Genomic DNA, 14,586 nt, shown 5'->3' with positions numbered 1-14,586 from the left:
TTTTAACTCAATAAAAAGCAAAAACCCGCTCAGTGAGCGGGTTTTTTAGATGGAGGCGAACCGTGGCTGTTCAAATCCACAATTCGCCGACGAATCTTGTTGAGACTGTTCGGAATAGTTGCCCAGAGTGAGGATGATTCTAAGGTCTCCGTATCATCATATAGAGCGAAATGAAAGAGAGGGGGGAAGTCGGCGAATCATAGATGTTCAAAACTGTAATTCCCCGACGGTTGATGCTGAGATAGTTCGAGAAGGTAGCGTACAGCCTCCTCACTTTCCTAAGGAAGTCCCTTCATATTTAAATCAAACGTAGCAGCATCCTAAATAAAGCGATATTTTTGCTGATCAACATACAAATGCGATTGATATCGGCCACACCGAATGTATGTAGTAATTCCAAAGAGGGTATCTAACGTCTTTGCGATATGAGTAGTGCCCTTTGGGGATAATATCTGCTTTTAAAAAAATATCGTAAATGTTTTGTAGATGGTAAATGCCAGGAGGGGACAAATTGTTGTCCATCAAACAGTAATTGCTTTATAACTTAATTGGATAATTCGTAAAAGTAACTCTCTTATAAGTTTTCAGTTCACATAGTTAGCGCTACAACTCAGCACAGGTCGATTTTATTAACTATTCACTTCCCCATAAACCTCATTCATCATATCTTCCATAATGACAGTCTTAAACTCTTCATTCTCCAGTATTTTCATAAAAAACTCCTGATTACTGCCCATACGATCGAGGACAAAATCCATAAATGATTTTTCGAATGCGAATTTGAAGTTCTCCTTTGTGTTGTTTAATGCTTTTTGGCGAATGTCTTCACTATTTAACATGTCTTCTTTCACTTGTTCACGTGACAAGTAATCTGTTTCAGTGAAGTTCGTACCAAATCGCTCATTTAACTTATCTAAAACACTCGACAGGCGTACTTTCTCATCTTCAGGTACACCACCAGCACCATGCTTCTGTGGCTCTAAGTCATATCCACCCGTTTCCTCAAGTACAATGCTGCCTTCGAATGCTTTTTGATTACGGTAGTATTCAAGTGCCACATCATCCGCTAAATAAACATCTTTATCACCAGCGCCACGTGGTAATTTGCGTAGCAAATAAGTTAAGTAAATATACAGCTTGTGTAAGTCTAAATCGATAAACGTTACAACTTGCAGCACAAAGCTATATGTACGTGTAAACTTTGTTGCAACTTGTTTAAATACAAGCTGTTCTTCTACCGAAAGTTTTTTGTAGCGTTCTACACCTTTATCCAAAACAGCATTTAGTTGTGTTTGGGCCTTTGTCGACTTCGTCACACCGCCCGTAACTTCAATCTCATTTACCTTTTGTATTTCTTCCTCAGTAAACACTTGATACGGCTCAATTTCAGACTGCATATCATACAGAATGTTCGGGTCAGTAATTTCAGATAGGCTTGTCAATTCATAATACGGCTGGAACGATGCTTGGATTTCTTCTGGATCGTTAATGAAATCTAATACAAATGTATCTTCCTTACCAGGGCATGTGCGATTTAAACGAGATAATGTTTGTACTGCTTTAATTCCACTTAATGGTTTATCTACGTACATCGTGTGCAACAGTGGCTCATCAAACCCTGTTTGATATTTCTCGGCTACAAGCAGCACTTTGTACTCATCTGAATTGAATTTTTCGGGTAACTCTCTTTCAGAAAAACCGTTCATGTCCGGTTCTGTATAACTAATTTCACCGTCTTTAACAGTACCAGAAAATGCGACAACCGTTCTTAAATCATTATAACCCATTTCTTCAATATACTTGTCAAACGCCAGTTTATAACGGACTGCGTGTAAACGGCTTGCTGTGACAACCATCGCTTTTGCACGTCCGCCAATTTTACGCTTTACGAAATGGCGATAATGCTCAATAATAATCTCTGTTTTTTGAGCAATGCTATGAGGATGCAGCGACACATATTGTGCAAGCTTTTTCGTCGCTTGTTTTTTCGATACCTCTGGATCATCCTCAACCGTCTTTGCAATTTTCCAGAACGTTTTATAAGTTGTGTAGTTTTCTAACACATTCAAAATAAAACCTTCTTCAATAGCCTGTCGCATTGTGTATTGATGGAATGCACGTGGCTTGCCATCTGCCCCAACTGTACCGAACTTTTCTAATGTTTTTGGTTTAGGTGTTGCTGTAAACGCAAAGAACGAAACGTTATCCTGCTTACCACTTTTTACAATTGCCTCGACAATTTTCTCATCGACATCATCTAAGTTTTCCTCAGCAAGACGGTCCTCCTCATAAGCGGCCTCTAACGTTTTGTCCGATAATACGTTTGTTAACGCAGTCGAAGCTTTACCACCTTGAGATGAGTGCGCTTCATCGATGATTACCGCATACTTTTTACGTTCTAGGCCAGCAACTTTCTCTAAAATGTACGGGAACTTCTGCAGCGTTGTAATGACGATACGTGTCTCATTATTAATAGCACGTGCTAATTGGTCTGAATCTTGATTAATTCGTTCTACCATCCCGGCCTTATGTTCTAACTGATACACAGCATCTTGCAACTGCTTATCTAACACTCGACGGTCCGTAATGACGATAACACTACTAAAAATCGGATTATTATCTTCATCATGCAACTTCGCTAAACGATGCGCTAACCACGAAATCGAGTTCGTTTTTCCAGAGCCTGCAGAATGCTGAATTAAATAGTTATGACCGATAAGCTTTTGTGTAACATCAGCTTCTAATTTACGTACAACATCCAACTGGTGGAAACGGGGGGAAATCAACATTTGACGCTCCCCAATCGTGTCACCATTTGAATCTTTAATGTCATCTTTCTTAATAAAAATGAAACGATACAGAATATCCAGCAAGCTATCCGGTGCCAAAATCTCATCCCATAAATAATGCGTACGATAATTGTCACCATATACTAACGGATTACCCTTTCCACCATTGTTACCTTTGTTAAATGGTAAGAAGTATGTTTTTCCTTTTTTAAGCTCCGTTGTCATAAATACTTCGTCTGGGTCTACTGCAAAGTAGACAACTACACGTTCGTTAAATTTAAACAATTGCTCACGTGGATCACGATCAAACTTTAACTGCTTCATCGCATGCTCAACCGTTTGATTGGTAAGCAGGTTTTTTAGCTCCATGACAACAAGAGGTAAACCGTTTAAAAACAACACCATATCCAAGCTGTTGTTATGCTTATCGCTATAATATACTTGACGAGCAACGTTAAAACGATTTTTCGTATATTGCTCATTTAATGTCTTATTCATATCCGTAGGTGGCTTGTTATAAGCAAGATGTAACGTCACACCACGGTCTTTAATCCCTTTGCGTAAACATTCAACTATGCCCTGACGGTGTAGTTGGTCTTTAATACGTTTTAATACTTCGTCTTTATAAGAAGGACCGTACGATTTCTCAAGTGTGCGCATACGTTTTTCCTGTGTATCTTCTAAAAATGCAAATAGCTCTTCTACGTCAATGGCATGTTGTTTGAAAGAAGTAGTTGCTTCTCCTTCTAACACACGCTTGTTATAGCCATTCGCAATTAACGCCGCTTCAATATTCGTTTCAAAGCCTTTTTCTGAAGTATCCACTGCCATCATAACTCACCTCACTTCATCAAGTTCCATATCACGCACATCAATTTTGCCCGTTACTGCTTCGTAGATTAGAGATTGGCGGTATTCTTTTAGTTTTTGAATTTGTAAAGCTGTATTGTTTATCAGATGCGAAATTTCTTCATCATATTTTATTAAATAGCTCAATAACTCCTTTTGTTCCTCCATTGGGGGATGGGGTATAATCAGCTTTAAAATAGTAGACACTGCTATTCCAGGCTGTGCTGCTGATATAGAATATTGATTTAAATTCATACTTTTCAATATATAATACAGCCAATTTACTTCTACTTTTTTGGTAGATACCACCACTGCATGTTCAGTTGCCCAAAACTTTCCTGAAACATATGTTGCTTGCCCACAGTTAGCCCCTTGACGACCAACTATCACATATTCACCATCATGAGTATAGTCTTCAGTATAACCTCGTAATTCGCCGCCACCATAAACTCTGTATTCACCAGATTCATTTATATTAACTGAATCAATGCTAGTACCACTTTTCATCTCACAAACAAACTTTAATTTAATTGTATTCCAACCTTCAGGAATCTCACCAATCCACTCAACACTTGAATCTTTCATTTTCACATTCGGATTTAAACCTTTTGTAACAGCTTCTGTGATAATTGATTGGCGTTGTTGTTCTAATAGTAATATTAGATTTTTTTTACGCTTTAATAAGCTTTCTATTTCAGCACATTTACCATCTAAATAATTTGCTATAATATTTTGCACTTCTTCACAAGGAATATTTGTTTCATAATTTTCTACCTCTGATCCTACAATACTAGGTAGAGCTGTTTGAGTCACTATTTGATTCCATGGAAATACCTCTAAAAGGTAATAAAAAAAACGTGGAGAATTACCTGAATAAATATCTGTATAATACATAGTGTCCACAGTCCAAAAATCACCTTGAACATATAAAGGTGTACCTATTGTCCCTTTTCTACCAAATAATACAGAGGGACCAGTAAAAAGTTTTTTATCGGTATACTTAAAAACTCCGCCCGAACCATAAACATCAATAGCATTATCATCACAGTTTACTTCATTAGTAATCTCCCTACCACTTTTCACTTTTAAATGATATTTTAATTTACTCTTTTTAAAGCCTAAACTCATCCCATCACCCTCTTCAACTGCTCAGCAATCTCCGCCTCCAACGCACGGATCTCATCCATAATTTCTGCCGAGCTACGTAATGCTGTGTACTTGTAGAACTGACGAGTAAACGGAATTTCGTATCCAATTTTAGTTTTCGTCTCATCAATCCATGCGTCTGGTACGTGTGGTAGTACTTCACGGGTGAAATAGTCATATATACTTTCTTTTAACGGTACATTTTCTGTATCACGTAAATCTGTATCTGGCTCAATGTCTGTTTTATTTTTCATACATACATCAGCAGTTTCGTCTTTTTCAGACAGCCCCGCTAAAATCGCTTTTAATACAGGCGCACCAATTGTAATACCTGCTTGTTTCAATGCATCTTTTAGTACTTTAGTGAACTCATCACGATTTTTATATACTTTATCGCTTGCTAACTTACGTAAAACATATAAAATTTGTGATTGAAGCTTTTTACCTTCCTCAATTTCAAAATGACCTGTATCGCCTTTTTTCTTCGATGTCGCTAAGTCGGCAAAACCTTTTTTTTCTACAACACATGCAAGGCGTTCTTCATTTACTTGGAAGTTTAAACGTAACGGGCGCTCAACCGTAATTTTTGCGAAGCCAAAGTCTTCATTATCAAAGATTTTTACGTATTCATTTGGCTGTGCATCACCATATAAACGAACGATTTCGTTAATTTGCTCTTCCGTAATTTCGTTTCGCTTACTCCCCATGCTCTTTTTCATCTTTTTCCAGAAATCTACTGCATTGATTAAACGCACTTTGCCTTTATGAAGTGGAGCTTTATTGTTCGTTAAGATCCAAATATACGTTGCAATACCTGTGTTGTAGAATAAATCGTTTGGTAATGCGACGATACCTTCTACTAAGTCATTCTCAAGTACATATTTACGAATTTCACTTTCTCCAGAACCTGCATCCCCTGTAAACAATGGTGAACCGTTCATGATAATTGCCAAACGAGAGCCTTGTGGATTTTCTGCTGTTACTGGTTTCATTTTTGACAATAAGTGCATCATGAATAATAGCTGACCGTCACTTGTACGAGGAGTACCTGGGCCGAAACGACCGTCAAAACCTAATTTATCATACTCATCTTTAATTGGCTTCTCAAATGATTTCCAGTCCACTCCGTATGGTGGATTTGTGATTAAGTAATCAAATTTATCATGTGGAAATTGATCGTTGGATAAAGTGTTTCCTAAACGAATATTGCGTGCATCCTCACCTTTGATCAGTAAGTCTGCCTTACAAATCGCATATGATTCAGGGTTAATTTCTTGACCGAAAAACTCTAAATGTGCTGTTGGGTTTTGGCTAAGCAAATATTCTTGTGCTACAGAACCCATGCCCCCAGTACCAGCTGCACAGTCATATAACGTTTGTGTTAAACCTGGCTTTGTTAAAATGCTCGCATCGTCATGTAGGAATAATAAATGCGTCATAAGGCGAATGACTTCACGTGGTGTGTAGTGATCCCCTGCCTCAGCGTTCTCATTGAAACGACGGATTAATTCTTCAAATACATAACCCATTTCAATGTTGGAAACTGTCTGTGGATGTAGATCAATTTCACTGAAACGTTTAATCGTCAAGTACAACAAGTTGTTCTGATCTAGCTTATCAATCTGGCGGTCAAAGTCGAAGTGCTCCATAATATCACGAGCAACCTTCGAGAAACCGTTAATATAATCACGTAAGTTATCAGCGATGTTATCTGAGTCCGTTAATAACTTGTTAAAATCATATTTACTTGTGTTGTGGAAGTTTTGCTTCGATACACGATTTAAAATCGGCTCACGAGCTTCTTCAGACATGCTAGCAAATTGTTCTGCTTTCGCTAATACTTCCTCTTTTGTGCTTTCTAGCACGCAGTCAAAACGGCGTAATACAGCTAACGGTAAAACAATTTTCCCATAGTCCTCTGGTTTATATGGTCCACGCAAAATCTCTGCGACTGACCAAATAAAACTTACTTTATCTTGAAAATTGATCATGTGTAATCTCCTCAACTGGTTAAAAATATTGAATTTTTTGAATGATATATTTAATTGAAGTATATTGAGCAATTTAGAGTATTTTATATGTAAAAAAGCTCAATAAAAAATAAATCGCTTTAATGAATTCTTTACATTTCGTTACTACATACAATTATAAGTGTTATACCAACAAAAAATAAGAGCTAAAATCAATCCAAGACACCCACGTGCAGAGACTAGAAAAGAAGACGTAAGTGCATATTAAAAAATCCACACCTATTTCAGGTGTGGATTTAACATATGGAGGCGAGGGGAGTCGAACCCCTGTCCGAAGATAACGACACATAAGCTTCTACGGGTGTAGTTACAGTTTTGATGTCACCCAGTCAAGCACAATATATGTTTAACTCTAAAGAATATGAGCTCACTCCAATATAACATTAGAGAAATTACTTATTCCCCACCAGTTAATTTTTTTATGATATCGCCTACTAATTTCGTACTGTTATTCTTAAAAGTAAATATTGAATTGATTTTTACAATAACCCCAAAAATCCGTTCAATTGTACCTTTATCTTTGTTGACTTCAAACTTCTCTTGATTCAGAATTAATTTTCCCAATGTAGTTGCAACACTATCAATGATGCCTTGTGATCCATATAATTTGTACTTCAATAAAGATTCTCTAAGATTGTTTAGTTGATAAATAATTATTTTCTCTAATTCATTATGTAATTTACTACTTATAATGAATTGTTCAAGTTCATTAATTTCTTTAAGTAAATCAACAATTTTACCATCCTCAATAACTGCTCCATTACTGTTTTCAGACAAATAGTCTGCACAATGCTCTAATGATAGCATTAAATTGTTGGAGAAATGATCATTAAACTTATCCATACCATTATTGCGGGCATTCGGGTTTGCATTAAAATATATTTTAGATAGACCGTCAAGAACATCACTAAGCGTGTCTTTATATTTTTGCAATCTTTTAGGATTTAATTGTTCAATTTCGTTGATTCCAATAGTACACATCTTGAATAGCTCAGCATAATTATTGAGGATCGACGCTCTATCGTTTTCCTCTAATGAAAAAACCTTACAAAATGCATTCTCAGAGTTTGATCCACCGGCATTTTTAAGTGCATAAATTAAATTATACATTCTCCCAATTATATTATCAGATGCTACCCCGCTATCTACCATGTATGAACTCCTCCTCTTTCTGTATCCAATTTACGTACCAATGTTTACTTCTTCAACAAAAACCTACAAATTCCTCTTCCTTGTTTCTACTCAAAGACAATACTCTTATTACATTGTTGGCTACTCCACATCTAGGATTTATTACAATGTGCTTCTCGTACAAAAAATCATCTGGTTACTATGAAACGCAATGTGAATTCCATTTTTTCCGTGTAGCCACCGCACACATGATATTATTAACTGCCACTCTTAGTACGTGTAGACGTAGAGTTGCTTACCATTCTTGATCCGCATTTGTCGCACACCATAACTTCACGCAACCAGAAGTTAGATGTTGGCTTTGTAGCAGACGGTTTATAAGTTCCGCCGCCATTGTTGCGTTGCTTAGCAACGCTCAAACAGGTCGTATGATGTGGATGAGGTATACCAGCTACTGGATGAAGGAGTGTCATCCAATGTTAGGGCTGATTATGGGTATAGAGCAGAAGCGGCTTACACGAGCAAACAAAAACGGACACCATTCGGTGTCCGTCACTGGTACTGCATATGGAGGCGAGGGGAGTCGAACCCCTGTCCGAAGATAACGACACATAAGCTTCTACGGGTGTAGTGACAGTTTTGATGTCACCCTAGAAACTCCCTGTCACCGGATTCCCTTCGGGTCAGCCTGATTATCTTCTTCAGCTCACCACAGGCGGAGATGAGACAGCGTATCCCACTATTTGTTAGCCCCTATCCCTGTCACATGGGCGATGCAGAGTAGAAGCACGCACACAGTTTCTTAGGCTGCGAAAGCGTAGTTGTTTTGTTGTTTGCCGTTTAATAGGCTTTAGCGTTGATGAAGCGGACGCGTCCCCACTACCCGCTACCCATGCTCGAACTATCCCCGTCGAATCCATAAACGCCCCCTTATTATAAAAGGGCTCCACGGATAAAACCGGAAATACCGGAGCATAAGCATGCATAATATCAAAAGCTGAATCCTAGGATTCAACACTCGAACAAAGTTAAAAGCTTTAAAACTGACTACTTCGTTAGTATACCATATTACAGGTCATTACGAAACGAAATGAAGCTATTTAAGCCTTATAAAATAGCACCATTACAGGAACAAGTAACTTCTCCACGTAATTTGTACCATACCCAATAATACAGCAACTTATCTTGCAATTTTCTGCTTCTCACGCAAAGCGCGTTGGATATCACGTTGTGCATCGCGTTTAGCCGCAGCATCACGTTTATCATACTGCTTTTTACCTCTGCCCAATCCGAGCAAAAGCTTGGCATAGCCATTGCGAACATAAATCTTGAGCGGTACAATCGTGTAGCCTTCCTGCTTGGACAAACCGATAAGCTTGCGAATCTGCTCTTTATGCAACAGCAGCTTACGTGTACGCGTCGGATCGGTAGGATTATTACGATTGCCTTGCTCGAAAGGACTGATATGCATATTGTGAATATGAATTTCGCCATTACGAATCGTAGCAAATGCATCACTTATATTGGAGCGACCATTCCGTAGAGACTTAATTTCTGTTCCCGTTAGCACCATGCCCGCCTCGTAGGTGTCCTCAATAAAATAGTCATGGGAAGCTTTTTTGTTCTGGGCGAGCACTTTCCCGTCTGCCTTCTTACCCATGAATACCACTCCTTATGAATAACGTAATTCACTCTTGAAATTCAGGCATCAAAATCTGGCTACAAAGAGCCGCCTAGAAATATATTGTAACAAATTTCAGATGGTAAAAGCAAGAAAGGTCAAGCTAACTTACACTTACATCACACTTAAAACAAAGCGGCTTCCATCCAATACAGCAGACAGAAACCGCCCGTATAACTTATGCTTCAAGTCAGCTTCATTCACTGCAATGGAAGCTCCAGCCTTCAAAGTAAGTAAGCTCTAGCTACCTACTTCTTCTTTTTCCGCACAAAGCCCGCGGTGCTATTGCCGCCACTGCCCCCCTTATTCTTCCGCTTGCGACGTGCTGCGCCTTCACCATTTGGTCTGGCATCACTACCTGGTGTAGCTGCACCGCCGATGAAAATACCGCTGGCAGACGTCTTCTTCCGTCGCTTGCTTGCCCCAGATGCTGGCGAGTTATACCCGCCCTTGCCACTGCCAAAGCCGAAGTTGCTAGCTGAGCCGGCTCCAGCTCCGTTTCCGCCGCCGCGCCCGGAACGACCTGCGGTGCTAATCCCTCCGTTACCAGCGCCAGCCTCTTTTGGCTTCCCGGTAACATCACGACCGCCTTTACGCTCTTTGCCAGTCTTGTCCTTGCCGCCCTTGCGGTCACGCCCTTCGCGGCCTTTGCCTTTACCACGGCTCTCGCCACGCGCAAAGTCTCCGCCCTGTCCTGTACCGCCCGTCCGTTCACGGCGTTGCCGTTGCTTCATATCGACGAGTTCAAAGTCAATTGTGTAATCTTCCATATTCACGCGCGCGACCCGAACCTTAACCTCATCCCCAATACGGAACACCTTGGAGGTGCGTTCGCCAATCAAAGCCATATGCTGCTCGTCAAAGTGGTAATAGTCGTCCGTAAGCGCACTCAGACGCGTCAGACCCTCCACTGTATTGTCCAGCTCAATGAACATCCCAAAGCTGGTTACACTGCTGATGATCCCCTCGAATTCCTCGCCGACCTTGTCCAGCATGTATTCAGCCTTTTTCATCTGCTCTGTATCACGCTCTGCATCCACAGCTACACGTTCACGCTCGGAAGATTGCTGCGCAATATCAGGCATACGTGCAGTCAAATATTCCTGACGCTCGGCTGTTAAAGCCCCGCCATTCTCCAATACCTCACGAATGACACGGTGAATCACCAAGTCAGGGTAACGACGGATCGGCGATGTAAAATGAGAGTAATACTCCGCTGCCAATCCAAAATGTCCTGTCGACTCCGCATCATACTTTGCCTGCTTCATCGAACGCAGCATCATCGTGCTAAGCACGGTTTGCTCCTTCGTACCCTGAATGTCTTCTAGCAACGTTTGCAGAGCACGCGGATGAATGGAATTTCCTCTACCTTTGATCTGATGCCCAAAATTAGCTGCGAAAGCCATAAAGTTTTGCAGCTTCTCTGGATCTGGGTCCTCATGAATCCGGTACAAGAAAGGTACTTTGAGCCAATGGAAATGTTCGGCTACCGTTTCATTGGCCGCCAGCATAAACTCTTCAATAATTTGTTCAGCTATCGTACGATCCCGCTTCACAATATCGACGGCCTTGCCTTCATCATCCACAATTACTTTGGCTTCATCAAAGTCAAAATCAACCGCGCCTCGGCGCATTCGATTAGCACGCAGCTTCAATGCCAATTCCTTCATCGTGCCGAATACTTCAACGAGATCCTTGTACCGTTCCATCAGTTCAGCATCTTCCTCTTCGAGGATTTTGCGAACGTTAGTGTACGTCATCCGTTCCTTTGTTTTAATCACACTGGTGAAAATATCATGCTTTACAACCTTCATATGCTCATTGAATTCCATCTCACAGGATAAAGTCAGTCGATCCACCTGTGGATTCAAAGAACATATTCCGTTCGAAAGTCGATGTGGAAGCATAGGAATGACACGGTCAACCAAATACACGCTACAACCGCGGTTATATGCCTCCTGATCCAGCTTGGAGTTCTCACGCACATAATACCCTACGTCGGCAATATGAACGCCCAGACGGTAGTTTCCGTTCGGCATGCGCTCTACATTGACAGCATCATCCAGGTCCTTGGCATCCTCACCATCAATGGTAACAATGATCTTATCACGCAGATCGCGCCGTCCCTGACGTACAATCTCTTCTTCCGTAATCGCGTCGGGAGCATTCTCCGCTTCCGCTGTCACTTCATCTGGAAAAGCTTCCGGAAGCTGATGCTTGCGAATAACGGACAAAATGTCAACGCCTGGATCATCCTTATGACCCAAAACCTCCAACACTTCGCCTTCCGCCGCAGCTCGTCCTTCTGGATAGCTCACAATGCGCACAACGACCTTTTGGCCGTTCACAGCTCCGTTGAAGCTATCCTTTGGAATGAAAATATCCCGGTTAATACGCTTATCATCCGGCAAAACAAAACCGTATGCTTCGTGGCTCTGAAACACGCCTACTACTTGAAGCACTGCGCGCTTCACGATCCGCACAACTTCGCCTTCTAATCGGCCACCCGCAGGTCCCTTCGACGTCACTCTTACCAGTACCGTATCTCCATTCATCGCACTCTTTAAGTCGTTAGCATGAATATATACATCCGGGTGCTCCCGGTCCTCTGGAATCAAAAAAGCAAATCCCTTGGCATGAGCCTGCAAACGCCCACGCTGCAAATCCATCCGTTCCGGCACGCCATAACGGTTTGTGCGGGTCAGCAGAATTTTCCCCTCTTCCTCCAAGGCATTCAAGAGCTTAAGAAATTCACGGAAATCTTCGGCATCCTTAATATCAAAGTGCTGCTCCAGCTCCTGGTAAGTCATGGGTTTGTATGCGGTCTCGCGCATAAAATCGAGTAGTTGTTGCTCTGTTATCATAATATTGTCCACCTCGGGTGACCTTTAATTTTCAGTAATAAAATCCGCATGTCCTTGTTCCTTGCTCCTGATACAAGGCTCTTAATATACTCATACCCTAGTATACACGAATTTAATCGACGGCATCCCTGCCTGTCCAAAATCTAAAAAAAGCCCCCGTTTCCCGCGAAACGAAGGCTTAAGGTACATATTTATCTTATTTTGCAAAAAATGCAACTAAAACAGAAATGATCATGAAACCCGCACCCAAAACAGCAGTTGCGCGTTGTAAAATCAAATCCATACCGCGAGCTTTTGTCTTGCCGAACAGATGCTCAGCACCGCCAGAGATGGCACCGGACAAACCTGCGCTTTTCCCCTTTTGCAGTAAAACAACCGCAATAACAGCAATCGAGAACACAACGAGCAGCACTTTCAAAAAGATTTCCATGAAAAATCCCACCTCCTGAGCTTATACATCTGTTTTGCAAAACAACACAGCCTCTTTTATGAAAACATGTACATATCATGTTATAAATAGCCGGAAATTAACGCAAAACACTATTTCTATTCTACCACAGCTTCCAGTAGATAACAACAGCTATAGCAAGTCACTCAGCCATTAAGCCTTTACAAAGTTATAAATTCTCATACACATCCATAATAACAAAAAACAGACCTGCTCGCGGTGGCGAGTAGGCCTGTTTTATTCATGCGTATAAGCTTTGAGCGTTCAGACTTCATGATCATAAACCATGAGTCAAGAGACGCCATCAGCATTTTTGCGCAATATTATTTTTTCAGGTTGTAGAAAGATTTCAGGCCGTGGTATTGAGCCAGTTCACCCAGTTGATCCTCAATGCGGAGCAATTGGTTGTACTTCGCAATACGGTCAGTACGGGAAGGAGCACCTGTTTTAATTTGGCCTGCATTTGTTGCAACAGCGATATCAGCGATTGTGCTGTCTTCGGATTCACCGGAACGGTGAGAGATAACAGCTGTGTATCCTGCACGTTTAGCCAATTCGATAGCATCAAATGTTTCAGTCAGCGTACCGATTTGGTTTACTTTGATCAGGATGGAGTTACCGATGTTTTCATCGATACCTTTAGCCAAACGCTCTGTGTTTGTTACGAACAGGTCGTCACCAACCAATTGGATTTTGTTGCCCAATTTTTCAGTGAGCAATTTCCAACCTTCCCAGTCATCTTCGGAGCAACCATCTTCAATAGTGATGATTGGGTATTTATCAACCCAAGAAGCAAGCAGGTCAACGAACTCAGCAGAAGTGAAGGATTTGCCTTCGCCTTCCAAAGTATATTTTCCATCTTTGAAGAACTCAGTGGAGGCAACGTCCATACCGAGGAATACGTCAACACCTGGTTTGTAACCAGCCTTTTCGATCGCTTCGATAATAGTGGACAGAGCTTCTTCGTTAGATTTGAAGTTAGGAGCAAAACCACCTTCATCACCAACAGCTGTGTTCAAACCTTTGGAGTTCAGTACGGATTTCAGGTTGTGGAAGATTTCTGCGCCTACACGCAGAGCTTCTTTGAATGTAGGAGCGCCTACAGGCAGAACCATGAACTCTTGTACGTCAACGTTATTGTCGGCATGAGCGCCACCGTTAACGATGTTCATCATTGGCACTGGCAATTGTTTAGCATTGAATCCGCCCAGGTAAGTGTACAGTGGCAAGCCCAGAGCTTCAGCAGCAGCGCGAGCTACAGCCATGGATACAGCCAGAATTGCGTTTGCACCCAATTTACCTTTGTTATGTGTACCATCCAATTTGATCATCAGCGTGTCGATTTCTACTTGGTTCACAGCATCCAAGCCGATTACTTCAGGAGCAATAATTTCGTTCACGTTTTTAACAGCTTGCAGAACGCCTTTACCCAGGTAACGGGATTTATCGTTATCACGAAGCTCTACAGCTTCGTGAGCGCCTGTGGAGGCACCGGAAGGAACGATAGCACTACCGATAGCACCGGATTCCAGATATACTTCAACTTCAACCGTAGGGTTACCACGGGAGTCGAGGACTTCGCGAGCGTACACGTCAGAAATAATAGTCATTTGTACTTAATCTCCTTTGTGAATCATGATTTATTGGT

At 41.2% G+C, this 14,586-nt stretch carries 9 protein-coding genes and 1 other RNA gene; 1 reads left to right on the top strand and 9 read right to left on the bottom strand.

The features are described from left to right. Nucleotides 1-629: 629 nt before the first annotated feature. From C1T21_RS11750 to C1T21_RS11735, 4 genes are all read right to left on the bottom strand, one after another. The gene (locus tag C1T21_RS11750; protein WP_103048377.1) at nt 630-3,620 is read right to left on the bottom strand and encodes a type I restriction endonuclease subunit R; all 2,991 of its coding nucleotides are present in this window, start codon (nt 3,618-3,620) and stop codon (nt 630-632) included. A gap of 6 nt (nt 3,621-3,626) precedes the next feature. Further along, the gene (locus C1T21_RS11745) at nt 3,627-4,766 is read right to left on the bottom strand and encodes a restriction endonuclease subunit S (RefSeq protein WP_103048376.1); all 1,140 of its coding nucleotides are present in this window, start codon (nt 4,764-4,766) and stop codon (nt 3,627-3,629) included. Further along, the gene (locus tag C1T21_RS11740) at nt 4,763-6,775 is read right to left on the bottom strand and encodes a type I restriction-modification system subunit M (RefSeq protein ID WP_103048375.1); all 2,013 of its coding nucleotides are present in this window, start codon (nt 6,773-6,775) and stop codon (nt 4,763-4,765) included. Before C1T21_RS11740 ends, C1T21_RS11745 begins: the two co-directional genes overlap by 4 nt. 435 nt (nt 6,776-7,210) lie before the next feature. Further along, nucleotides 7,211-7,966 carry a hypothetical protein gene (locus C1T21_RS11735; RefSeq protein WP_103048374.1) on the bottom strand — a complete coding sequence of 252 codons (756 nt, stop codon included), beginning with the start codon at nt 7,964-7,966 and terminating at the stop codon, nt 7,211-7,213. A 455-nt stretch (nt 7,967-8,421) separates the two neighbouring features. Between C1T21_RS11735 and C1T21_RS27940 the strand changes: the two genes are divergently transcribed. Further along, nucleotides 8,422-8,550 (top strand): hypothetical protein, encoded by a 129-nt coding sequence (locus C1T21_RS27940; RefSeq protein WP_258012434.1) that lies wholly within the window; start codon nt 8,422-8,424, stop codon nt 8,548-8,550. Here the strand turns inward: C1T21_RS27940 and ssrA are convergent. From ssrA to eno, 5 genes are all read right to left on the bottom strand, one after another. Then, nucleotides 8,511-8,875: a transfer-messenger RNA gene (gene ssrA / locus C1T21_RS11730) on the bottom strand. The genes C1T21_RS27940 and ssrA overlap by 40 nt on opposite strands. 250 nt (nt 8,876-9,125) lie before the next feature. Continuing rightward, the gene (smpB, locus tag C1T21_RS11725; RefSeq protein ID WP_013308270.1) at nt 9,126-9,605 is read right to left on the bottom strand and encodes an SsrA-binding protein SmpB; all 480 of its coding nucleotides are present in this window, start codon (nt 9,603-9,605) and stop codon (nt 9,126-9,128) included. Between the two features lie 269 nt (nt 9,606-9,874). Beyond that, nucleotides 9,875-12,490, bottom strand: a complete 2,616-nt coding sequence (rnr, locus tag C1T21_RS11720) for a ribonuclease R (protein ID WP_103048373.1) — start codon at nt 12,488-12,490, stop codon at nt 9,875-9,877. Nucleotides 12,491-12,686: 196 nt separating this feature from the next. Further along, nucleotides 12,687-12,920 carry a preprotein translocase subunit SecG gene (gene secG / locus C1T21_RS11715; RefSeq protein WP_103048372.1) on the bottom strand — a complete coding sequence of 78 codons (234 nt, stop codon included), beginning with the start codon at nt 12,918-12,920 and terminating at the stop codon, nt 12,687-12,689. Between the two features lie 341 nt (nt 12,921-13,261). Further along, complete coding sequence (gene eno / locus C1T21_RS11710; RefSeq protein WP_013308266.1) at nt 13,262-14,548, bottom strand: phosphopyruvate hydratase; 1,287 nt, start codon at nt 14,546-14,548, stop codon at nt 13,262-13,264. Nucleotides 14,549-14,586 lie beyond the last annotated feature (38 nt).

It is taken from the genome of Paenibacillus sp. F4, assembly GCF_002894905.1.
Taxonomy (GTDB): Bacteria; Bacillota; Bacilli; order Paenibacillales; family Paenibacillaceae; genus Paenibacillus; species Paenibacillus polymyxa_B.
This window is presented reverse-complemented; position numbering and strand designations above follow the sequence as displayed.

What these genes read in the sequence shown, in the direction of transcription:
- C1T21_RS11740 (WP_103048375.1), bottom strand. Translation starts at nt 6,775, where the DNA reads ATGATCAATTTTCAAGATAAAGTAAGTTTTATTTGGTCAGTCGCAGAG.
- eno (WP_013308266.1), bottom strand. Translation starts at nt 14,548, where the DNA reads ATGACTATTATTTCTGACGTGTACGCTCGCGAAGTCCTCGACTCCCGT.
- C1T21_RS27940 (WP_258012434.1), top strand. Translation starts at nt 8,422, where the DNA reads ATGTTAGGGCTGATTATGGGTATAGAGCAGAAGCGGCTTACACGAGCA.
- C1T21_RS11750 (WP_103048377.1), bottom strand. Translation starts at nt 3,620, where the DNA reads ATGGCAGTGGATACTTCAGAAAAAGGCTTTGAAACGAATATTGAAGCG.
- C1T21_RS11745 (WP_103048376.1), bottom strand. Translation starts at nt 4,766, where the DNA reads ATGAGTTTAGGCTTTAAAAAGAGTAAATTAAAATATCATTTAAAAGTG.
- C1T21_RS11735 (WP_103048374.1), bottom strand. Translation starts at nt 7,966, where the DNA reads ATGGTAGATAGCGGGGTAGCATCTGATAATATAATTGGGAGAATGTAT.
- secG (WP_103048372.1), bottom strand. Translation starts at nt 12,920, where the DNA reads ATGGAAATCTTTTTGAAAGTGCTGCTCGTTGTGTTCTCGATTGCTGTT.
- rnr (WP_103048373.1), bottom strand. Translation starts at nt 12,490, where the DNA reads ATGATAACAGAGCAACAACTACTCGATTTTATGCGCGAGACCGCATAC.
- smpB (WP_013308270.1), bottom strand. Translation starts at nt 9,605, where the DNA reads ATGGGTAAGAAGGCAGACGGGAAAGTGCTCGCCCAGAACAAAAAAGCT.